We start from the raw sequence: 23,376 nt of genomic DNA on the forward strand, positions 1-23,376 counted from the left end.
CGTCCATTGTGTATCGAGGTGCGCCGCCCCGAGAGGCGGCGCAGGGGGATTAACTAAACAGAGAGTAGGAAATTGCGGAGATAGCGATGAGACCCATCAGAACAACGAAGACGTTGCTGATGTGACCGCTGTACTTACGCATTGCCGGTACTTTCTGAATTGCATACATCGGCATCAGGAACAGAATCATCGCGATGATTGGGCCGCCCAGGGTTTCAATCATGCCCAGGATGCTTGGGTTCAGGGTTGCCACAATCCAGGTGGTAACCAGCATGAACAGCGCGGTGATTTTGTTCAGTTTGTTGACTTCGATGGATTTGCCTTTGCTACGCAGAGACTTGATAACCATCCCGTTGAAGCCTTCACGTGCGCCCAGGTAGTGGCCCAGGAAGGACTTGGTGATAGCGATAATCGCGATGATCGGCGCCATCCAGGCGATAACCGGTGCGTTAAAGTGGTTCGCCAGGTAAGACAGAATAGAGATGTTCTGCTCTTTCGCCGCCGCCAGGTCCGCCGGGGACAGGCTCAGTACGCAGCTGAAGACGAAGAACATCACGGTCAGCACCATCATTACGTGGGCACGTGCCAGAATAGAGGAGCACTTCTTCTCTGCGTCCTGGCCGTATTCTTCACGCTTCGCTACCGCGAAAGAAGAGATGATTGGCGAGTGGTTAAAGGAGAACACCATGACCGGAATCGCCAGCCACAGGGTCATCCACAGGCCGTTGCCGGTAGAGGCTGCGCTGCTAAAGGACAGCGTTTCCAGCGCCGCACCGCTCCACTGCGGGATCAGGTACAGAGCCAGCACCATCAGGGCCGCCACGAACGGGAACACCAGGATGCTCATCGCTTTCACGATCATCTGCTCGCCGAAGCGCACGATAGTCATCATGCCAACAATCAGAATCAGCGACAGGATAGCGCGCGGCGGTGGCGTCATGTGCAGCTGGTGCGCCAGGAAGCTTTCCACGGTGTTGGTGATAGCCACGCTATAAACCAACAGGATTGGGTAGATAGCGAAGAAGTAGAGCAGGGTAATCAGCTTACCTGCGCCTACGCCGAAGTGTTCTTCAACCACTTCCGTGATGTCTTCGCCCGGGTTTTTACCGGACAGCACGAAGCGGGTCAGGCCGCGGTGTGCAAAGTAAGTCATCGGGAAGGCAAGGATAGCCATGATGATCAGCGGGATCATCCCGCCGACGCCGGCGTTGATCGGCAGGAATAGTACGCCCGCGCCAATGGCGGTGCCGTAAAGACCCAGCATCCACATTGTATCTGTTTTGCGCCATCCGCTAGCAGATTCTGCTGTGACGACCGTGCTGGTTTGAGTGTTTTCCATCTGTATCTCCTGGAGGAAGGAAAAATGCTAATTTTTTAGTCAAATAAAGTGAAAAAAATAAAAAACGTAATATTAAATTTTAGAAGTGTTGGTTTTTTTGTGATTTTTACCCAACACCCTTTTCGACGAGCGCAAATGTACATTTAACTGGTAAATGTATCAGTGATCATGATCCCAAATGTAATAATTCACTTTTAGCAGGGGTAATTGCAGGTGTTTTTCCTGTAATTACCTTTTAAGCGAAAATTTATGGTCGCGAAGGCTAGCATTAGCAGTATGTGTGGTAAATGGGGGAGGGGGTAAATACGATGTTTTTGCTGATAAAAATGACGAAAATGGCGTTTTTTAGCGCTCAATCATAATTATTGCTAATAATATGCGGCCGAATCTTGTACGCAAACGATTGGCTGTAGGGCGATAGTGTGTCATTGGGTATGATTTTTTGTGGAAACCCGGCGGAGAAACCCGCCGGGGGAATAGCGAATTACGCTGCGTCTGGGCGTCAGGCGCAAATTTCGTAGCAGGGGATGTACGCGGAGCCGGGCAATTTCATGCGGTGCTGGGCCACAAAGCCCTGCAGCAGTTCGTCCATCCGGCGCATCATCTCTTTATCGCCGTGAATTTTGTACGGACCGAACTCTTCAATGGCGCGAATGCCCACTTCTTTAACGTTACCCGCCACGATGCCTGAGAAGGCGCGGCGCAGGTCGGCGGCCAGTACTTCAACCGGCTGGTCCGGGTAAAGCTTGAGGTTAGCCATGTTCTCGTGCGACGGCTCAAACGGCATCTGCAAGTCCGGCGCGATGCGCATCGACCAGTTGAAGCTGTAGGCATCGCCGGTGTCACGACGGTTCTCTTTCACCAGCGGCATCGCTTTTTTCATCTGGCGCGCGACTTCTACTTCATCGTCAATGATGATCTTATAGTGACGACGCGCGCCTTCGCCCAGCGTGTGAACCACGAACTCGTCGAGCACGCGGAAGTAGTCGGCGCTCTCTTTCGGGCCGGTGAGGATCAGCGGCAGCACCTGGTTTTTATTGGCCGGGTTCATCAGGATGCCCAGCAGATACAGCAGTTCTTCCGCCGTGCCCACGCCGCCCGGGAAGATAATAATGCCGTGGGCGATACGCACGAACGCTTCGAGGCGTTTTTCGATATCCGGCATGATGATCAGCTCGTTGACCAGCGGGTTAGGCGGCTCGGCGGCAATAATGGAGGGCTCGGTCATGCCGATAAAACGCCCTTCTTTATAGCGCTGCTGTGCGTGACCCACCGCGGCGCCCTTCATTGGCGCTTCCATCGCGCCCGGGCCGCAACCGGTGCAGATGTTCAGCTCGCGCAGGCCAAGCTGGTTGCCCACGCGACGGGCGTACAGGTATTCATTTTCGTTGATGGAGTGGCCGCCCCAGCATACCACCATGCTCGGCGCTTCGCCGACGTGCAGCGCGCGCGCGTTGCGCAGAATGGAAAAGACCAGGTTGGTGATGTGGGTAGAACTTTCCAGATCCAGATTTGGGAAACGGACGGTGTTATGAATCTGCCCGTAGACGAACAGAATATCGCGTAGCACCGCAAACAGGTTGGCCTGCAATGAGCGGATGATGCGCCCGTCAACGAACGCCTCTTCCGGCGGATTTATCAGCTCCAGCTTCACGCCACGTTCGCGGCGCAGCACGTTAATATCGAAGCTTTCGAAGCGGGACAGCAGTTCTTTACTGTTGTCGGTCAGGCTGCCTGAATTCAGTACGGCCAATGAGCAGTTACGAAACAATTGATACAGGTCGGTGCTGGCCGTGCGTTTAAGCATGTCGACTTCCAGCTGCGACAACATATCCATCGAGCCAAGCGGGCTAATATGTGTAATCAAGTGAACTCCTTAACGGGACGAAAATCGTCTTCCCTGTTGATTACAATAGCCTCGCTGGCTTGCTTACGACAACCTCAGACGCGGAACAATGTGCGCAATATTGATAAATTGTTCAGGTTACTGGCGCACCAGGCGGCCAATGGCCGGCACAAATTCACCGTTTGCCCGCCATGGGTTGATGTCCAGACCGCCGCGGCGAGTGTAGCGCGCGTAGACGCTGAGGCTTTCCGGCGCGCAGAAACGCAGGATATCGTTAAAGATGCGCTCGACGCACTGCTCGTGGAACTCGTTGTGGTGACGGAAAGAGACCAGATAGCGCAGCAGCTTTTCACGATCGATCTGCGGGCCGCGATACTGAATTTGCACTGAGCCCCAGTCCGGCTGGTGGGTGATCAGGCAGTTGGATTTCAGCAGGTGGCTGACCAGCGTTTCCTGCACGACCTTCTGACCGGCCGCGCCGTCGAGGTAGTCGGCGTTGAACTGATAGTTATCAATCTCGATATCCTGGTCGTCAATGCAGCTGCCGTGGAAGTGGGCGATAGGCTGGCCTTCGATCTCATCAAGGCGATACAGCGCCACGCTAACGTTGCCCTGCGCGCAGGCGCTCAGGTCACGTTGCAGCGTCTCCTGTACGGCTTCCCAGCTGGCAAAGCGCGTCTGGTTGAAGCTGTTGAGGTAGAGCTTGAAGCTTTTCGACTCCACCAGGTTCACCGTATCGTGGCTCAGCTCGACGTGGCCGACCGCTACCTGCGGCAGCCCTTTGGCGTTAAGCCAGGAAAGCTCGTACAGCGTCCAGATGTCCGCGCCGTGGAAGGGCAGGGAATCGGCGTGCAGACCGAGCGGGTCGCGGTTGAGGCTGCGCGGAACGCCCTGTAACAGGCTGGCGTCGTAGGTATCGCGGTAATCCGTGGTTTTACCGAGCGTCAGGCCGGCAAGCGCCTGATGGTTATCATAAGAAGACATGTTTCACCGTTATAAAGCAGGTACACTATGGCTTCTAGTGTATCCTGGCTAACCAGAAGAGAGAAATTCGTGGATCAGCAGACTGCAGACGCATTACACGCCTTTACCCAACGCTATTGCGATGCCTGGCAGCGCACCTACAACAGCCTGCCGCGCAGCGAAGAGCTTTACGGCATTCCGTCGCCGTGCCAGGTTTCGACCACCGGCGAGGCGGTCTTCTGGCAGCCGCAGGATTTTGACGGTGAACAGAATGTAAATGGCGTTGAACGGGCGATGGATATTGTGGTACAACAACCCATTCACACCTATTATACCACTCAGTATGCGGGTGATATGCAAGCGCTTTTCATGGGGGAAGCCCTGACGCTGCTGCAGGTGTGGAGCCCCGACGACTTCCGCCGCGTGCAGGAAAACCTGATTGGTCACCTGGTGACGCAAAAGCGCCTGAAGCTATCGCCAACGCTGTTTATCGCTACGCTGGACAGCGAGCTTGACGTGATTTCCGTCTGCAACGTGACCGGTGAAGTGGTCAAAGAGACGCTCGGAACGCGTAATCGTCTGCCGCTGGCCTCCTCCCTTGCGAGTTTCCTGACTCAACTTCAGCCGATTCTGTAAGACAGTTTGCCCATCCCTTTGTGAGAGATCTCTTACACGCACTGTGAGAGATCGCCAGATTATAAGTAAGACTCTTATCCCTGCGTTTTAGTAATTACCTTTTATATCAATAATATAGTTATTTTAAATGGCATATTTCCCGTCTGTAAGCCTTAAGGGTTTGCCTGAGAGGCGCTTGTAAGACGAAGCGAAATAGCGGATTCTATCTACGTCGACAGGGAGTCGCACAATGAAGTGAACATCAGGATGATGACGCTTCATAGGACACACCGGGAAGGTGATTCAAGGAAAGGCTTCAGGATGAAGCAAGAGGATAGCGCAGGAACGCGTTAAAGGACACCTCCAGGACGGAGAACGAGAGCCAGACAGGATATCTGGTGGATCAGGAAGATCGGGACACACTCAAGGATTGGGTGAAATCACATCGGGGTGGTGTGATGCAGGATGCAACCGTTTAGGGACGAACAGGTCAGGAGACCATAGGAAAAGTTGTCACGGACGAGCAGGGAGCACCAAAAGTAGCTGGATTGCTGCGAAACGAACCGGGAGCACTGTTTTTACAGTGCTCCCTTTTTTTTGTTTCCCGCCAACAAGTGATATCCTGCGCGCGATTTTGTTTCCTCTGAGGTTTCCATGACACGCCACGACAGCCTACGCGACCAACTACTGCTTATTGAGACTCTGCTCCGGGAGCATCAGCACTGGCAGGATACCGCGCCGCACGACAGCGCCTTTGCCAGCGACCAGCCGTTCTGTATGGATACCCTGGAGCCGCTGGAGTGGCTGCAATGGGTGCTGATCCCGCGCATGCATCAGCTGCTGGACAGCGAAATGCCGCTGCCGAAAGATTTTGCTATCGCCCCGTATTACGAGATGGCGCTCGACGCCGCGCACCCGCTGCGCGCCATTATCCTGCCGCCGCTGGAGCAGCTGGATGCCTTCTTTACGAGCGACGCCGACTGATGCTGGAAATTATCTACCAGGACGAGTGGCTGGTGGCGGTCAATAAACCGTCCGGCTGGCTGGTTCACCGCAGCTGGCTCGACCGCGATGAAAAAGTGGTGGTGATGCAGACGGTGCGCGACCAGATTGGCCAGCACGTCTTCACCGCCCATCGCCTCGACCGCCCGACCTCCGGCGTGCTGCTGATGGGGCTGTCCAGCGAGGCTGGGCGTCTGCTGTCGCAGCAGTTCGAACAGCACCAGATTCAAAAGCGCTACCACGCCATCGTGCGCGGCTGGCTCACCGATGAGGCGGTGCTGGATTACCCGCTGGTGGAAGAGCTGGATAAAATCGCCGATAAGTTTGCCCGTGAGAATAAAGACCCACAGCCGGCGGTGACGCACTACCGCGGTATGGCGATGGTGGAAATGCCGGTGGCGACGGGCCGCTACCCGACCACCCGCTACGGGCTGGTTGAGCTGGATCCGAAAACCGGCCGCAAGCACCAGCTGCGCCGCCATCTGGCGCACCTGCGTCATCCGATTCTCGGTGACAGCAAGCACGGCGATCTGCGCCAGAACCGCAGCGCGGCAGAGCATTTTGGCTGCAACCGCCTGATGCTGCACGCCAGCGAACTCTCGATGACCCATCCGTTTACCGGCGAGCCGCTGACGATTCGCGCCGGGCTGGACGACGTCTGGATGCAGGCGCTATCACATTTCGGCTGGCGCGGACTTCTCCCTGAGAATGAAAGGGTTGAGTTTGTCGCCGACTGCGGTCAGGATGAAGCTATCCAGAAGTAAACAGGGAGTTAAATCATGGCTGAAGTAGGGATTTTTGTCGGCACCATGTACGGCAATTCGCTGTTGGTGGCGGAAGAAGCGGAAACCATTCTCGGCGGACTTGGGCATCAGGCGAAAGTGTTTGAAGACCCGACCATCGCCGATTGGGAGAGCTACACCGGAAAATACGCGCTGGTGGTCACCTCGACCACCGGGCAGGGCGATCTGCCGGATAGCATCGTGCCGCTGTTTAACGATCTCCAGGATATGTACCAGCCGCATCTGCGCTACGGCATTATCGCGCTGGGCGACAGCACCTACGCTAATTTTTGCGGCGGCGGCAAGCGCTTTGATGCGCTGTTGCAGGAGCAGGGCGCGCAGCGTATTGGCGATATGCTGATGATTGATGCTTCAGAAGACCCGGAACCGGAGAGCGTCTCCAATCCTTGGGTTGAGCAGTGGGCGACGTTGCTAAAATAACAGGGCTGCCCTCTCCCTACGTAGAGGGCCTCCTTGCGCTTGCTGCCAGCCAATCCTTTGTATATCAACGACCTTTAAGATCATAACAAGCCGCGTCCGGCTGCACTTCGTGCTTTTGCCCGCAAAATAACGTCTTCTTCCGCGCTTTTCCCTGGCGTTTACACAACGTCAAGTGAACCGTTTCACGCTCCTGTCTTCCTGCCTTAATCCGCGCGCTGAGTTTTTCAGTTTCGTGAGCTGATATCCAGTCGATTAGGCGAATGCTTAAAATACATCGATTTTTCAGCGTAAATGCTGTGCGTTTGAACGGTGAGTCAGCGTAATCCTCTTTTTATACTTTTCCTGCCAGTTACAAAAAAGCAGCAGCGCAACGACCTGCTGCAAAAAAACACAAATACGTCATTCTGATTACCCTACAGGTTGTGCTGTTCAGAATGGATGTAGCGAAAAGCTATAATTCAGGAGTACAACAATGAGTTCATTAAGTCATTCCGCGAGCGCCGTTGAAAAACGGACTAACGCCCGCTACTGGATTGTGGTGATGCTGTTTATCGTCACCTCTTTCAACTACGGCGACCGCGCCACCCTCTCGATCGCTGGCTCGGAAATGGCCAAAGATATCGGGCTGGATGCGGTTGGCATGGGTTACGTTTTTTCCGCTTTCTCATGGGCTTATGTCATCGGCCAGATCCCCGGCGGCTGGCTGCTTGACCGCTTTGGCTCTAAGCGCGTCTACTTCTGGTCCATTTTCATCTGGTCAGGTTTCACCCTGTTACAGGGCTTTGTCGATATCTTCAGCGGCTTTGGCATTATTATCGCGCTGTTCACCCTTCGCTTCCTGGTAGGACTTGCTGAATCGCCATCCTTCCCCGGCAACAGCCGTATCGTTGCGGCCTGGTTTCCGGCGCAGGAGAGGGGCACGGCGGTGGCGATTTTTAACTCCGCACAATATTTCGCGACCGTGATTTTCGCGCCAATTATGGGTTGGCTGACCCACGAGGTGGGCTGGTCGCACGTCTTCTTCTTTATGGGCGGGCTGGGGATTGTGATCAGCTTTATCTGGCTGAAAGTGATCTATGAGCCAAACCAGCATCCCGGTGTTAACAAGCAAGAGCTGGAGTACATTGCCGCGGGCGGCGCGCTGATCAATATGGATCAGAAAGCTGGCGCGGCGAAGGTCCCGTTCAGCGTGAAGTGGGGGCAGATTAAGCAGCTGCTCGGCTCGCGCATGATGATTGGCGTGTATATCGGCCAGTACTGCATTAATGCGTTAACCTACTTCTTTATCACCTGGTTCCCGGTTTACCTGGTACAGGCGCGCGGTATGTCGATTCTGAAAGCCGGCTTTGTTGCTTCGGTTCCGGCAGTGTGCGGCTTTGCGGGCGGCGTGCTCGGCGGGATTATCTCAGACTGGCTGATGCGCCGTACCGGTTCGCTCAACGTGGCGCGTAAAACGCCTATCGTGCTGGGGATGCTGCTGTCGATGGTGATGGTGTTCTGCAACTACGTTAACGCGGAATGGATGATTATCGGCTTTATGGCGATGGCCTTCTTCGGTAAAGGCATCGGCGCCCTGGGCTGGGCGGTGATGGCGGATACCGCGCCGAAAGAGATCAGCGGCCTGTCCGGCGGCCTGTTCAATATGTTCGGCAATATTTCCGGCATCGTCACGCCTATCGCCATTGGCTATATCGTCGGCACCACCGGCTCCTTCAACGGCGCGCTGATTTATGTGGGGGTGCATGCGCTGGTGGCGATCCTCAGCTACCTGGTGCTGGTTGGCGATATCAAACGTGTGGAACTTAAACCCGTAACAGGACGCGCATAATGAATACGCAATCAAGCCCCGTCGTCACCGACATGAAGGTGATCCCGGTCGCCGGGCACGACAGTATGCTGCTGAATATCGGCGGCGCGCATAACGCTTACTTTACACGCAATATCGTGGTTCTCACCGACAGCGCCGGTCATACCGGCGTCGGGGAAGCGCCGGGCGGCGAGGTTATCTACCAGACGCTGGTCGACGCCATTCCGCTGGTGCTGGGCCAGGAGATCGCCCGCCTTAACAAAGTGGTGCAGCGGGTGCACAAGGGTAACCAGTCGGCGGACTTTGACACCTTCGGCAAAGGCGCGTGGACCTTTGAGCTGCGCGTTAACGCGGTGGCGGCGCTGGAAGCGGCGCTGCTCGACCTGCTGGGCAAGGCCCTGAACGTTCCCGTCTGCGAACTGCTGGGGCCGGGCAAGCAGCGTGATGCGGTCACGGTGCTGGGCTATCTGTTCTATATCGGCGACCGCACGAAAACCGATTTGCCGTATCTGGAAAGTACGCCGGGCAGCCACGAGTGGTACCATCTGCGCCACCAGGAAGCGCTGAGCAGCGATGCGGTGGTGCGCCTGGCGCAGGCGGCGCAGGATCGCTACGGCTTCAAAGACTTCAAGCTGAAGGGCGGCGTGCTGCCGGGCGAGCAGGAAATTGAATCCGCACGGGCGCTGAAAAAGCAGTTCCCGGATGCGCGTATCACGGTTGACCCCAACGGCGCATGGCTGCTGGACGAGGCTATATCGCTGTGCAAAGGCCTTAGTGACGTGCTGACTTATGCGGAAGATCCGTGCGGTGCGGAACAAGGCTTTTCGGGCCGCGAAGTGATGGCGGAATTCCGTCGTGCCACCGGCCTGCCGGTGGCAACCAATATGATCGCCACCAACTGGCGCGAGATGGGCCACGCGGTGATGCTCAACGCCGTCGATATCCCGCTGGCCGACCCGCACTTCTGGACACTCTCCGGGGCCGTGCGCGTGGCGCAGCTGTGCGACGAGTGGGGCCTGACCTGGGGCTGCCACTCCAATAACCATTTTGATATTTCCCTGGCGATGTTTACCCACGTCGGCGCCGCCGCGCCGGGTAACCCGACCGCCATCGATACGCACTGGATTTGGCAGGAAGGCGACGCCCGCCTGACCCGCAATCCGTTACAGATTAAGGACGGCAAAATTGCCGTACCCGACGCGCCCGGCCTGAGTGTGGAACTGGACTGGGAACAGATCCATAAGGCGCATGAAGCCTATAAAAAGCTGCCCGGCGGCGCGCGCAATGACGCGGGCCCGATGCAGTATCTGATTCCTGGCTGGACTTTTGACCGCAAACGTCCCGTTTTCGGCCGCCGCTAATTTAATAAAGGATTGAACAATGACCATTCATACTTCAACGCCCGTTGTGACTTCCATGCAGGTGATCCCGGTAGCCGGCCACGACAGCATGCTGATGAACCTGAGCGGTGCCCACGCGCCGTTTTTCACCCGTAATATCGTGGTGATCAAAGACAACGCGGGCCATACCGGCGTCGGCGAAATCCCGGGCGGCGAAAAAATTCGCACCACCCTGGAAGACGCGATCCCGCTGGTGGTGGGCAAAACCCTCGGCGAGTACAAAAATGTGCTCAACGGCGTGCGTAACACTTTCGCCGATCGCGATGCGGGCGGCCGCGGTTTGCAAACCTTCGACCTGCGTACCACCATTCACGTAGTGACCGGTATCGAAGCGGCGATGCTTGACCTGCTGGGTCAGCACCTGGGGGTTAACGTCGCCTCGCTGCTCGGTGACGGTCAGCAGCGCAGCGAAGTCGAAATGCTCGGCTATCTGTTCTTTGTCGGTAACCGCAAGGCCACGCCGCTGCCGTATCAGAGCCAGCCGGATGAGCAGTGCGACTGGTACCGCCTGCGCCACGACGAGGCGATGACCCCGGACGCGGTGGTGCGCCTGGCGGAAGCGGCGTATGAAAAATACGGCTTCAATGACTTCAAACTGAAGGGTGGCGTGCTGGCGGGTGAAGAAGAGGCGGAATCAATCGTCGCGCTGGCGAAACGCTTCCCGCAGGCGCGCGTGACGCTGGATCCGAACGGCGCATGGTCGCTGGATGAGGCGATCAAGATCGGTAAGTACCTGAAAGGATCGCTGGCCTACGCGGAAGATCCGTGCGGCGCCGAGCAGGGCTTCTCCGGCCGTGAAGTGATGGCGGAATTCCGCCGCGCCACCGGTCTGCCGACCGCCACCAACATGATCGCCACCGACTGGCGTCAGATGGGTCATACTTTGTCGCTGCAATCGGTGGATATTCCGCTGGCGGATCCGCACTTCTGGACCATGCAGGGCTCGGTGCGCGTGGCGCAGATGTGCCATGAATTCGGCCTGACCTGGGGCTCACACTCCAATAACCACTTTGATATTTCGCTGGCAATGTTTACCCACGTGGCCGCCGCCGCGCCGGGCAAAATCACCGCCATTGACACCCACTGGATTTGGCAGGAAGGTAACCAGCGACTGACCAAAGAACCGTTTGAAATCAAAGGCGGTATGGTGCAGGTGCCGAACAAACCGGGTCTGGGCGTCGAGCTGGATATGGACCAGGTGATGAAGGCCAACGAGCTGTACAAAAAGCACGGCCTTGGCGCGCGTGACGATGCGATGGGTATGCAGTATCTGATCCCGAACTGGACCTTTGATAACAAGCGTCCGTGTATGGTGCGCTAAGCATGATGCCGACTCCGTGGGAGTCGGCAGTTTTCTGCGTATTGCGGTGCGTAGAACACTGCCGCTACTTTGCGTAAGGACGACCTATGAAGATTGTGATTGCCCCGGACTCGTACAAGGAAAGCCTGAGCGCCCTTGAGGTCGCCAGCGCGATAGAAGCGGGTTTTCGGGAGATTTACCCGGATGCCGAGTACATCAAGCTGCCGGTTGCTGACGGCGGTGAAGGGACCGTTGAGGCCATGGTGGCGGCAACCCAGGGCCGCGTGATTGAGGTTGAGGTGACCGGCCCGCTCGGCGAATCGGTGGCGGGCTTTTACGGTATTTCTGGCGATGAACGCTGTGCGTTTATTGAAATGGCGGCGGCCAGCGGGCTGGAGCTTTTACCGCCAGCACGGCGTAACCCGCTGAAAACCACTTCGTGGGGCACCGGCGAGCTGATTCGCCATGCGCTGGATCGCGGCGTCACGCGGATCATCATCGGCCTTGGCGGCAGCGCCACCAACGACGGCGGTGCGGGCATGGTGCAGGCGTTAGGCGCGAAGCTGCTCACCGCCGAAGGGCAGGCCATCGCGCCCGGCGGCGCGGGGCTGGCGACGCTGGCGAAGATTGATATCAGCGGCCTGGACTCACGCCTGGCGCGCTGCCAGATCGACGTTGCCTGTGACGTCACCAATCCGCTTATCGGTGATGAAGGGGCCTCGGTGGTGTTTGGCCCGCAGAAAGGGGCGACGCCGGAGATGGTGAAACAGCTCGATGAGGCGCTGGCGCACTATGCCGAGCGTATTGCCCAGGATTTGGATCTCGACGTGCTGGCGCTGGAAGGCGGCGGCGCGGCGGGCGGTATGGGCGCGGCGCTGTATGCATTCTGCGGCGCGAAGCTGCGCCCGGGAATTGATATTGTGACGGAAGCGCTGCATCTGGATACGCTGGTGGCAGATGCCGATTTGGTGATCACCGGTGAAGGGCGTATCGACAGCCAGACCATTCACGGCAAGGTACCGGTGGGGGTGGCGCGGGTGGCTAAACGCTATCAGATTCCGGTGATTGGTATTGCCGGTAGCCTGACGGCGGACGTCGGCGTCGTGCACCAGCACGGGCTGGATGCGGTATTCAGCGTGATTTATCGCATTTGTTCCCTCGACGAGGCGCTGGCGGAAGCCGGGGCTAACGTACGAATGGCGGCGCGGAATATCGCGGCGGTGATGCAGATGGGGCAGCGGATGTAAGTTTCCCGGCGTCGCTGCGCTCGGCCGGGCTACTGTAAAAATGACCCGGCGAGGCGTTTACGCCGACCCCGGGGCCACACTAACCCAACATTTTGCGCGTTTCGCGCGTCACGTTGTCCATCTCATCCAGCAGTTCCAGCAGCTCCGGCTCTAGCTCTTCCGCCGGGGTGCCGCTGCGCAGCTGGCTTTCAATCAGTTGGCACAGATGCTTAAGACGCGGGACGCCGCTGTAGCCGCAGCTACCGTGCAGTTTGTGGATCGCATCCACCAGGTTCTCCGGCTCTTCGCCGACCAGCTGTTCTTCCACTTTGTTGCGCACTTCCGGCAGGAAGTTGATCAACATCTGCAGCATTTCCCGCGCCAGATCCGGCTTGTAGGCGGCCTGACGCAGCGCCAGCTGCCAGTCCAGCGTGGCGTTAAGATCGACCGGCGGCTCGACCGGCTCGGACTTCACCGGACGCGGAGGCGAAATCACCCCCGGCTTATAGCGCAACAGCAGGTCGTGCAGGCGGCTCTCTTCAATCGGTTTCGCCAGATAATCGTTCATCCCGGCGGTCAGCAGCTTCTCTCTCTGCCCGGCCAGCGCGTGGGCGGTGACCGCGATCACCGGCGTTTGCTGCTGGTGCGGCAGCTGGCGAATCAGCTCACAGGCGCGGATACCGTCGATATCCGGCATCTGGATATCCATCAGAATCAGGTCGAACTTCATCTGTTTGGCGCACTCAATGGCCTGTTGACCGCTTTCACACAGCTCGACGTGCTGCACCTGATCGTCCAGCAGCGCGCCAATCAGCTTCAGGTTGGCCGGGTTATCGTCAACCGCCATGACCGTCATCGGCAGGCGATGCTCGGTCACCGGTAGCGTCACCTGGGTGGGGGTACTGCGGCTGAACTGCAGCAGTACCGGCAACAGGCGGGTGACGGTGAGCGGCTTCAGCAGGCAGGCCGCCGCACCATTTTTCTTCAGCGACTCGGCGTCAACCTGCGCGTGGCACGGTAGCGCCAGCACCAGATGATCGGTCATGCCGAGGGCAGTATTGAGCTTGTCGCGGTGAATGCTGAGGTCGCGCACCGAGACCGGCACCGCAACCAGCAGAATGTCGTAAAACTCTGCCGGCAGCGCGGCGATGCTCACCGCGTAGACCACTTCCAGCGGCGTGGTGGCCAGCATGTCCAGCGTCGCCTGCGCCGCGGCGGCGTTAGCCTCCACGTAGGCAATACGTTTACCCGCCAGGCTGCTGGTATCCGGCCCGTCGGTCATTACGTTCGGGTTAAGATCCAGGTTGATGTTAAACCAGAAGGTAGAGCCACGGTTTGGCTGGCTGTGGAAGGAGATATCGCCGCCCATCTCGCGCACCAGTTTTTGCGTGATCACCAGCCCCAGCCCGGTACCGCCGTGGCGGCGGGAGATGCTGGCGTCGGCCTGGCGGAAGGCCTGGAACAGCCGCGACTGATCGCGCTCCGGAATACCGATGCCGGTATCGCGGATCTGTACCTCAACCTGCACCTTGTTGTTACTGACCGCGCGCTGCTCGACCAGCACGTCAATGTTGCCGTTCTCGGTGAACTTGATGGCGTTGCCCACCAGGTTGGTGATCACCTGCTGCAAGCGCAGCGGGTCGCCGATGACGTTGTCCGGCACGTCGTTTTTAATATTCAGCGTCAGCTCCAGCCCCTTATCGTGGGCCGAATGCGCCAGCAGCGTCACCACTTCATCCAGCGAACTGCGCAGCGGGAACGGGATGCTCTCCAGCAGCAGCTTGCCCGCTTCCAGCTTGGAGAAGTCGAGCACGTCGTTGATGATGGCCAGCAGGTTGTTGGCCGACCGTTCGATGGTATTGAGGTGGTCGCGCTGGGTCGGGTTAAGCTCGGTTTTCAGCGTCAGGCGGGTAAAGCCAATCACGCCGTTGAGCGGCGTACGCAGCTCGTGCGACATGTTGGCGAGGAACTCGGACTTGATGCGCGCCGCTTCCTGGGCGCGCTTTTTGGCCAGATCCAGTTCGACGTTCTGAATCTCCATCTGCTCCAGCGTTTCACGCAGGTCCGAGGTGGCCTGGTCGACGTTGTGCTGCATCTCCTCGTGGTAGGCGGCCAGCGACATCGCCATCGAGTTGATGCCGTTTTTCAGCATGTCCAGCTCGCCGAGCATAAAGCCCTCGACGCGGCTGTCGAGCTGGCCGCGGCGGATGCGGTCAACGGTATTGACCATATTACGTATCGGCCCGGTGACGTCCTGCATCAGCCGCCAGCCGAAGATCAGCGCGATGCCGATACAGAACAGCATCATCACGCTGGAGATAAAAATCTCTTTGTACTGCTGAAGGCGTACCGATTTGAGATCCAGCTCCAGCGCCACGTAGCCGAGCATATTGACCGGCGTTTTGGCGTCCGACTGCGGCGATTCATCCGGCGAGTAGTGCTCGGAGATAATCGGCGTGCGCAGGATCATGATATCGCCATGGCGCGTCACGCTTAGCCTGCGTGGGAAAGGCATCCCGCGCGGCAGCTGCAGCTCGCCCGGATCTAACTGATAGTTTGAGGTGACGAACAGCTTGTTGTGTTCGTCATAAACGGAAATCGCCCGCACGATATCGGAATGGCGACGATGCAGCACGCTTATCAGCTGGCCTATCGACTCACGGTTTTGCAAATTCATACCGTATTCGCTGGAGACGGCAAGCGGCTCGATAATGCTGGCGCCAGCGTCTTCCAGTTGACGCTGCAGGTCGTTATAGCGGTGTACGACGAAGAAGATACTGAGCAGCAAACCGATGAGTACGGTCGGCGCCAGGATCAAAATCATCATTCTTGCACGCAGGCTGTAGTTGGTCATGGAGGTCCGTTGTGGGAGAATCAGGGCAATATATTTGATTGAGAAAAATCTCTACGATGGCGCAATTCTACTCTGCAAAACGGCGCGTGACGACGCGCCAGATCATAACCGTGACAGTCAACGATCTTGATCCCTTCGGGCAAGGGGTGGCGCGCCACAACGGTAAAGCATTATTCATCAATGGGTTACTGCCGGAAGAACGCGCAGAAATCACCCTGACGGAAGACAAAAAACAGTACGCGCGCGGGCAGGTAAAACGTCGGCTGAGCGACAGCCCGGAGCGCGTTGAGCCGCGCTGCCCGCATTTTGGCGTTTGCGGCGGCTGCCAGCAGCAGCATGCGTCGGTTGCACTACAACAGCGCAGCAAACGCGCGGCGCTAAATCGGTTAATGAAGCGCGAGGTCGAGGAGGTTATCGCCGGGGAAGCCTGGGGATACCGCCGCCGCGCGCGGCTAAGCTTAAATTATCAGCCAAAAAACCAGCGTCTGCAGATGGGTTTTCGTAAGGCCAACTCGAACGATATCATTGAAGTGGTGCAATGCCCCATTTTGGCGCCCAGTCTTGAGGCGCTACTGCCCGCAGTGCGTGAATGCCTGAGCAGCCTGAAAGGCCAGCGCCATCTGGGGCACGTTGAGCTGGTCAGCGCCGATAACGGCCCGCTGATGGTGCTGCGCCACACCGCGGCGCTTAACCACGAAGACAAAGAAAAACTGGAACGCTTTTCGCATTCTTCCGGCGTGGCGCTGTATCTGGCGCCGGAAAGCGACATACTTGAACGCGTTACCGGCGAAGCACCCTGGTATTCCTCAGACGGGCTACGCTTAACCTTCAGCCCGCGCGATTTTATTCAGGTCAACGACGGCGTGAATCAGCAGATGGCGGCGACGGCGCTGGCCTGGCTGGACGTGCAGCCCACCGATCGGGTGCTGGATCTGTTCTGCGGGATGGGCAACTTTACGCTGCCGCTGGCGAAACGCGCGGCCAGCGTGGTCGGCGTCGAGGGCGTGCCTGCGCTGGTGGCCAAAGGGCGTGAGAATGCCGAGCTGAACCACCTGCAAAATGTCACCTTCTTCCACGAGAATCTGGAAGATGATGTAACACTTCAGGCATGGGCGAAACACGGTTTTGACAAAGTTTTACTCGATCCTGCCCGTGCGGGCGCACCGGGCGTGATGCAGCATGTTATAAAATTAGCGCCGACGCGGGTGGTGTATGTCTCCTGCAATCCGGCGACGCTGGCGCGCGATAGCGAGGCGTTGCTGAAGGCGGGTTACCAGATTCAGCGTCTGGCAATGCTGGATATGTTCCCGCACACTGGGCACCAGGAATCTATGGTGCTGTTTGAGCGTAGGTAATAACGGTGGCTTGTCGACTTCGACAGGCCGGTCCCTGAAAGGAGAGGACAATGGTTGCGGTAAGAAGTGCACATCTCAATAAAGCTGGTGAATTTGACCCACAGAAATGGATCGCAAGTCTGGGTATTTCCAGCCAGCAGTCGTGTGAACGCTTAGCCGAGACCTGGGATTATTGTCGCCGCCAGACCGTGGGGCATGATGACGCCGAGCTGATGCTGTGGCGCGGGGTGGAGATGGTCGAAATCCTCTCCACGCTGAGTATGGACAACGACACGCTGCGCGCGGCGCTGCTGTTCCCGTTAGTCGACGCCAACGTGGTGAGCGAAGAGGTGCTCAGCGAGAGCGCCGGGCAGTCGGTGGTGACGCTGATTCACGGCGTGCGCGACATGGCGGCTATTCGCCAGCTGAAAGCCACCCATACCGACGCGGTTTCCTCCGAACAGGTGGACAACGTGCGCCGCATGCTGCTGGCGATGGTTGACGATTTCCGCTGCGTGGTCATTAAGCTGGCCGAGCGCATTGCCCATCTGCGTGAAGTGAAGGACGCGCCGGAAGATGAACGCGTGCTGGCGGCGAAAGAGTGTACCAACATCTACGCGCCGCTCGCTAACCGTCTCGGCATCGGCCAGCTCAAATGGGAGCTGGAAGACTACTGCTTCCGCTATCTGCACCCGGCGGAGTACAAACGTATTGCCAAATTGCTGCACGAGCGTCGTATCGACCGTGAGCATTACATCAATGAGTTCGTCGGCCACCTGCGCAGCGAAATGAAAACCGAAGGGGTCAAAGCCGAGGTTTACGGGCGTCCGAAGCATATCTACAGCATCTGGCGCAAAATGCAGAAAAAACACCTCGCATTTGACGAGCTGTTTGACGTGCGTGCGGTGCGCATCGTCGCCGAGCGTTTACAGGACTGCTACGCCGCGCTGGGGATAGTGCACACTCACTATCGCCACCTGCCGGACGAGTTCGACGACTATGTGGCTAACCCGAAACCGAACGGCTATCAGTCTATCCACACCGTGGTGCTGGGGCCGGGCGGCAAAACGGTCGAGATCCAGATTCGTACCAAACAGATGCATGAAGATGCCGAGCTGGGCGTCGCCGCGCACTGGAAGTACAAAGAAGGCACCGCCAGCGGTCCGCGCTCCGGCCATGAAGATCGCATCGCCTGGCTGCGTAAACTGATTGCGTGGCAGGAAGAGATGGCCGACTCGGGCGAAATGCTCGACGAAGTGCGCAGCCAGGTCTTCGATGACCGGGTTTACGTGTTTACGCCAAAAGGCGACGTGGTGGATCTGCCGGCCGGCTCCACGCCGCTGGATTTTGCCTACCACATCCACAGCGACGTCGGCCACCGCTGCATCGGCGCGAAGATTGGCGGGCGCATTGTGCCGTTCACCTATCAGCTGCAGATGGGCGACCAGATTGAAATCATCACCCAGAAGCAGCCGAACCCAAGCCGCGACTGGCTGAACCCGAACCTGGGCTACGTGACGACCAGCCGCGGGCGTTCGAAAATTCACGCCTGGTTCCGTAAACAGGATAAAGACAAGAACGTGCTGGCCGGGCGGCAGATCCTCGACGACGAGCAGGAGCATCTGGGCATCAGCCTTAAAGAAGCCGAAAAGCACCTGCTGCCGCGCTACAACTTTAACGACGTGGAAGAGCTGCTGGCGGCCATCGGCGGCGGCGATATTCGCCTCAACCAGATGGTGAACTTCCTGCAGGCGCAGTTCAACAAGCCGAGCGCCGCCGAGCAGGACGCCGCGGCCCTCAAACAGCTGCAGCAGAAATCGTACACGCCGCAGAACCGCAGCAAAGACAATGGTCGCGTGGTGGTGGAAGGGGTTGGTAACCTGATGCACCACATCGCCCGCTGCTGCCAGCCGATTCCGGGCGACGAAATCGTCGGCTTTATCACTCAGGGGCGCGGGATCTCCGTGCACCGTGCGGACTGTGAACAGCTGGCGGAGCTGCAGTCGCACGCGCCGGAGCGCATCGTGGACGCGGTGTGGGGCGAAAGCTACTCGGCGGGCTACTCGCTGGTGGTACGGGTGCAGGCCAACGATCGCAGCGGCCTGCTGCGCGACATCACCACCATTCTCGCCAACGAGAAGGTGAACGTGCTGGGCGTCGCCAGCCGCAGCGATACCCGCCAGCAGATGGCCACTATCGACATGACGATTGAAATCTACAACCTGCAGGTACTGGGCCGCGTGCTCGGCAAGCTGAACCAGGTGCCGGACGTCATCGACGCACGTCGACTGCACGGCGGTTAATCTCCCTTTTACCCTCTCCCAACCGGGGGAGGGTAACGCGTTATTTTTGCAAGGAAACACCATGAATCAAATCGACCGACTGCTCGGTATTATGCAGCGCCTGCGCGACCCGGAAAACGGCTGCCCGTGGGATAAAGAGCAGACGTTCAGCTCCATCGCGCCCTACACCCTTGAAGAGACCTATGAAGTGCTTGACGCCATTGCCCGCGAAGATTTTGACGATCTGCGCGGCGAGCTGGGCGATCTGCTGTTCCAGGTGGTGTTTTACGCCCAGATGGCCCAGGAAGAAGGGCGCTTCGATTTTAACGATATTTGCGCCGCCATCAGCGACAAGCTGGAACGTCGTCATCCGCACATCTTTGGCGACGCCAGCGCGGGCAATAGTGAGGAAGTACTTACTCGCTGGGAGCAGATTAAAACCGCCGAGCGTGCCGAAAAGGCGCAGTACTCCGCGCTGGACGACATTCCCCGCGCGTTCCCGGCACTGATGCGGGCGCATAAAATTCAGAAGCGCTGCTCGGCGGTAGGGTTCGACTGGACCACTCTGGGTCCGGTGCTGGACAAAGTGTACGAAGAGATTGATGAAGTGATGGACGAAGCCAGGCAGGCGGTCGTCGATGAAGCTAGACTGGAAGAGGAGATGGGCGATCTGCTGTTCGCTACCGTCAACCTGTCTCGTCATCTGGGCGTGAAAGCCGAGACCGCGCTGCAAAAAGCCAACGAAAAATTCGAGCGGCGTTTCCGTGAAGTTGAGCGAATTGTGGCGGAGCGAGGCCTGGAAATGACCGGCGTTGACCTGAATGTGATGGAAGAAGTTTGGCAGCAGGTAAAACAGCAGGAACATGATCTCTAAAGAATTTTTGCGATAAAGGGCGAAAAGTGCGAAATCTTAAATGACAAGCGCTTGATTTGCGTCAAAAACATTTACCCAAAAGGGGCTATTTTCTCACTCCCCATGTTTGTTTCTGCGGCGATTGAGGAGCGAGAATGAAAGTTTGTGGCGCTCGCCATGTTCGGGTATACTACTTTCCCGTCCTGGTTATTCCATCGTTTCACCCTAACTTCTCAGGTTCAGCATGACAACGAACTATATTTTTGTGACCGGCGGGGTCGTATCCTCTCTGGGTAAAGGCATTGCCGCAGCCTCCCTGGCAGCCATTCTTGAAGCCCGTGGCCTTAACGTCACCATGATGAAACTGGATCCGTATATCAACGTCGATCCTGGTACCATGAGCCCAATCCAACACGGGGAAGTGTTCGTTACCGAAGACGGCGCTGAAACCGACCTGGACCTGGGTCACTACGAGCGTTTCATCCGCACCAAAATGACTCGCCGCAACAACTTCACTACCGGCCGTATCTACTCAGACGTCCTGCGCAAAGAGCGTCGTGGCGACTATCTGGGCGCGACCGTACAGGTTATCCCGCATATCACCAACGCGATCAAAGAGCGCGTGCTTGCCGGTGGCGAAGGCCACGATGTGGTGCTGGTTGAAATCGGCGGCACCGTCGGCGATATCGAATCTCTGCCGTTCCTGGAGGCGATTCGTCAATTAGCGGTTGATATCGGTCGTGAGAACGCGCTGTTTATGCACCTGACGCTGGTGCCTTACATGGCTGCCGCGGGTGAAGTGAAAACCAAACCGACCCAGCACTCCGTTAAAGAGCTGCTGTCTATCGGTATTCAGCCAGACATCCTGGTCTGCCGCTCCGACCGCGCCATTCCGGCCAACGAACGTGCAAAAATTGCATTGTTCTGTAACGTCCCGGAAAAGGCTGTGATTTCTCTGAAAGACGTCGATTCCATTTATAAAATTCCAGGCCTGTTGAAATCTCAGGGGCTGGACGATTATATTTGTAAACGATTCAGCTTGAACTGCCCGGAAGCGAATCTGTCCGAATGGGAACAGGTTATCTACGAAGAAGCGAACCCGGCAGGCGAAGTCACGATTGGTATGGTCGGCAAGTACATTGAACTGCCGGACGCCTACAAATCGGTGATCGAAGCGCTGTAACACGGCGGTCTGAAAACCCGTGTCAGCGTCAACATCAAGCTGATTGATTCGCAGGATGTTGAAACGCGCGGCGTCGAAATTCTGAAAGATTTAGATGCTATCCTGATCCCTGGCGGCTTCGGCTACCGTGGCGTAGAAGGTAAGATCGCGACCGCGCGCTATGCGCGTGAAAACAATATTCCTTATCTGGGCATTTGCCTGGGTATGCAGGTTGCGCTGATCGAGTTCGCGCGCAACGTTGCGGGGATGGACAACGCCAACTCTACGGAATTTGTGCCAGACTGTAAGTACCCGGTTGTGGCGCTCATTACCGAATGGCGTGATGAAGAAGGCAATGTCGAAGTTCGTACTGAAAAGAGCGATCTCGGCGGCACCATGCGCCTTGGCGCGCAGCAGTGCCAGCTCAGCGATGACAGCCTGGTTCGCCAGATGTACGGCGCGCCGACTATCGTTGAACGTCACCGTCACCGCTATGAAGTCAACAACATGTTGTTGAAACAGATTGAAGCTGCAGGTCTGCGCGTTGCGGGCCGTTCCGGTGATGATCAGTTGGTCGAGATCATCGAAGTTCCGAATCACCCGTGGTTCGTTGCTTGTCAGTTCCATCCGGAGTTTACTTCCACGCCGCGTGATGGGCACCCGCTGTTTGCTGGCTTTGTGAAAGCCGCCAGCGAGTACCAGAAGCGTCAGGTGAAGTAAGAAAAGTTAGAACGGCAGCGCCCCACGAGGGGCGTTGTTTGTCTGGAGTTTTAGTTTAACTTGTACTGAGGAAAACCTAATGTCCAAAATCGTTAAAATCATCGGTCGTGAAATCATCGACTCCCGTGGTAACCCGACTGTTGAAGCAGAAGTACACCTGGAAGGTGGTTTCGTCGGTATGGCAGCTGCCCCGTCAGGTGCTTCTACTGGTTCCCGCGAAGCGCTGGAACTGCGCGATGGCGACAAATCCCGCTTCATGGGTAAAGGCGTACTGAAAGCTGTTGCTGCTGTTAACGGCCCGATCGCTGACGCTCTGCTGGGTAAAGATGCGAAAGACCAGGCTGGCATCGACAAGATCATGATCGATCTGGACGGTACTGAGAACAAATCCAACTTCGGCGCGAACGCAATCCTGGCTGTTTCCCTGGCGAACGCCAAAGCAGCTGCTGCCGCTAAAGGCCTGCCGCTGTACGCTCACATCGCTGAACTGAACGGCACCCCGGGTAAATACTCCATGCCGGTTCCGATGATGAACATCATCAACGGCGGTGAGCACGCTGACAACAACGTCGACATCCAGGAATTCATGATTCAGCCGGTTGGCGCGAAATCCCTGAAAGAAGCCGTACGTATGGGTTCTGAAGTGTTCCATAACCTGGCTAAAGTTCTGAAAGCTAAAGGTATGAACACTGCAGTTGGTGACGAAGGCGGCTACGCGCCGAACCTGGGTTCCAACGCTGAAGCACTGGCTGTTATCGCTGAAGCTGTTAAAGCTGCTGGCTACGAGCTGGGCACCGACATCACTCTGGCGATGGACTGTGCAGCATCTGAATTCTACAAAGACGGTAAATACGTTCTGGCTGGCGAAGGCAACAAAGCATTCACCTCTGAAGAATTCACTCACTTCATGGAAGAACAGACCAAACAGTACCCGATCGAGTCCATCGAAGATGGTCTGGACTAGTCTCACTGGGAAGGTTTCTCATACCAGACTAAAGTAAAGGGCGACAAAATCCAGATGGTTCGTGACTACCTCTACGTAACCAACACCAAGATCCTGAAAGAAGGCATCGAAAAAGGCATCGTTAACTCCATTCTGATCAAATTCAACCAGATCGGTTCGCTGACCGAAACTCTGGCTGCGATCAAAATGGCGAAAGACGCTGGCTATACCGCTGTCATCTCTCACCGTTCTGGCGATACTGAAGACGCTACCATCGCTGACCTGGCTGTTGGTACCTCGGCAGGCCAGATCACAAGAGGTTCTATGAGCCGTTCTGAGCGTGTTGCTAATTACAACAAGCTGATTCGTATCGTAGTAGCTCTGGTTGAAGTTGCACCGTACAACGGTCGTATAGAGAGCAAATGTCAGGCGTAATCCTGTTCTTTATCTCTTAAAGTAAAAACCCGCGGCGGCGTGTTTTTTTTATGCTCTTAAAGCAGTAGAGGA

At 57.1% G+C, this 23,376-nt stretch carries 15 protein-coding genes and 2 pseudogenes; 13 read left to right on the forward strand and 4 right to left on the reverse strand.

Annotation, left to right across the window (positions count from 1 at the left end; all coding sequences use genetic code 11):
- Nucleotides 1-49: 49 nt before the first annotated feature.
- The 3 genes from ACK5JN_RS04010 to queF form a co-directional block, all read right to left on the reverse strand.
- A complete protein-coding gene (locus ACK5JN_RS04010) occupies nucleotides 50-1,339 on the reverse strand; it encodes an HAAAP family serine/threonine permease (protein ID WP_416868972.1) in 1,290 nt (429 codons plus the stop codon).
- Between the two features lie 502 nt (nucleotides 1,340-1,841).
- Nucleotides 1,842-3,206: a nucleotide 5'-monophosphate nucleosidase PpnN gene (ppnN, locus tag ACK5JN_RS04015; protein ID WP_416868973.1), complete on the reverse strand. Its 1,365-nt coding sequence runs from the start codon at nucleotides 3,204-3,206 to the stop codon at nucleotides 1,842-1,844.
- Nucleotides 3,207-3,323: 117 nt separating this feature from the next.
- On the reverse strand, nucleotides 3,324-4,169 hold the full coding sequence (gene queF, locus ACK5JN_RS04020; protein WP_416868974.1) for an NADPH-dependent 7-cyano-7-deazaguanine reductase QueF: 846 nt from the start codon (nucleotides 4,167-4,169) through the stop codon (nucleotides 3,324-3,326).
- Between the two features lie 69 nt (nucleotides 4,170-4,238).
- Here queF and syd point away from each other — a divergent pair, with 69 nt between their 5' ends.
- The 8 genes from syd (at nucleotide 4,239) to ACK5JN_RS04060 (ending at nucleotide 12,742) form a co-directional block, all read left to right on the forward strand.
- Complete coding sequence (gene syd, locus ACK5JN_RS04025) at nucleotides 4,239-4,784, forward strand: SecY-interacting protein (RefSeq protein ID WP_416868991.1); 546 nt, start codon at nucleotides 4,239-4,241, stop codon at nucleotides 4,782-4,784.
- A gap of 633 nt (nucleotides 4,785-5,417) precedes the next feature.
- Nucleotides 5,418-5,747: a YqcC family protein gene (locus tag ACK5JN_RS04030; RefSeq protein WP_416868975.1), complete on the forward strand. Its 330-nt coding sequence runs from the start codon at nucleotides 5,418-5,420 to the stop codon at nucleotides 5,745-5,747.
- Entirely contained in the window at nucleotides 5,747-6,529 is a 783-nt protein-coding gene (gene truC, locus ACK5JN_RS04035) for a tRNA pseudouridine(65) synthase TruC (RefSeq protein ID WP_416868976.1), read from the forward strand. The genes ACK5JN_RS04030 and truC overlap by 1 nt, the downstream gene beginning before the upstream one ends.
- A gap of 15 nt (nucleotides 6,530-6,544) precedes the next feature.
- Nucleotides 6,545-6,988: a flavodoxin gene (locus ACK5JN_RS04040; protein WP_416868977.1), complete on the forward strand. Its 444-nt coding sequence runs from the start codon at nucleotides 6,545-6,547 to the stop codon at nucleotides 6,986-6,988.
- A 472-nt stretch (nucleotides 6,989-7,460) separates the two neighbouring features.
- Nucleotides 7,461-8,816, forward strand: a complete 1,356-nt coding sequence (gene gudP / locus ACK5JN_RS04045) for a galactarate/glucarate/glycerate transporter GudP (protein ID WP_416868978.1) — start codon at nucleotides 7,461-7,463, stop codon at nucleotides 8,814-8,816.
- A complete protein-coding gene (locus ACK5JN_RS04050) occupies nucleotides 8,816-10,156 on the forward strand; it encodes an enolase C-terminal domain-like protein (RefSeq protein ID WP_416868979.1) in 1,341 nt (446 codons plus the stop codon). Before gudP ends, ACK5JN_RS04050 begins: the two co-directional genes overlap by 1 nt.
- Before the next feature lie 19 nt (nucleotides 10,157-10,175).
- Nucleotides 10,176-11,516 (forward strand): glucarate dehydratase, encoded by a 1,341-nt coding sequence (gene gudD / locus ACK5JN_RS04055; RefSeq protein WP_416868980.1) that lies wholly within the window; start codon nucleotides 10,176-10,178, stop codon nucleotides 11,514-11,516.
- A gap of 86 nt (nucleotides 11,517-11,602) precedes the next feature.
- Nucleotides 11,603-12,742, forward strand: a complete 1,140-nt coding sequence (locus ACK5JN_RS04060; RefSeq protein WP_416868981.1) for a glycerate kinase — start codon at nucleotides 11,603-11,605, stop codon at nucleotides 12,740-12,742.
- 79 nt (nucleotides 12,743-12,821) lie between these two features.
- Here the strand turns inward: ACK5JN_RS04060 and barA are convergent, their stop codons facing one another.
- Entirely contained in the window at nucleotides 12,822-15,575 is a 2,754-nt protein-coding gene (gene barA / locus ACK5JN_RS04065) for a two-component sensor histidine kinase BarA (RefSeq protein WP_416868982.1), read from the reverse strand.
- A 56-nt stretch (nucleotides 15,576-15,631) separates the two neighbouring features.
- On the opposite strand from barA, the gene rlmD reads away from it, so the two are divergent.
- From rlmD to eno, 5 genes and pseudogenes are all read left to right on the forward strand, one after another.
- The gene (rlmD, locus tag ACK5JN_RS04070) at nucleotides 15,632-16,930 is read left to right on the forward strand and encodes a 23S rRNA (uracil(1939)-C(5))-methyltransferase RlmD (RefSeq protein ID WP_416868983.1); all 1,299 of its coding nucleotides are present in this window, start codon (nucleotides 15,632-15,634) and stop codon (nucleotides 16,928-16,930) included.
- Nucleotides 16,931-16,980: 50 nt separating this feature from the next.
- Nucleotides 16,981-19,212: a GTP diphosphokinase gene (relA, locus tag ACK5JN_RS04075; RefSeq protein ID WP_416868984.1), complete on the forward strand. Its 2,232-nt coding sequence runs from the start codon at nucleotides 16,981-16,983 to the stop codon at nucleotides 19,210-19,212.
- Nucleotides 19,213-19,273: 61 nt separating this feature from the next.
- Entirely contained in the window at nucleotides 19,274-20,065 is a 792-nt protein-coding gene (gene mazG, locus ACK5JN_RS04080) for a nucleoside triphosphate pyrophosphohydrolase (protein ID WP_416868985.1), read from the forward strand.
- A gap of 223 nt (nucleotides 20,066-20,288) precedes the next feature.
- A pseudogene (gene pyrG / locus ACK5JN_RS04085) lies at nucleotides 20,289-21,926 on the forward strand (glutamine hydrolyzing CTP synthase).
- A 79-nt stretch (nucleotides 21,927-22,005) separates the two neighbouring features.
- A pseudogene (eno, locus tag ACK5JN_RS04090) lies at nucleotides 22,006-23,304 on the forward strand (phosphopyruvate hydratase).
- Nucleotides 23,305-23,376: the final 72 nt, after the last annotated feature.

Origin of the sequence: Kluyvera sp. (assembly GCF_047971185.1) — a bacterium.
Taxonomy (GTDB): domain Bacteria; phylum Pseudomonadota; class Gammaproteobacteria; order Enterobacterales; family Enterobacteriaceae; genus Kluyvera.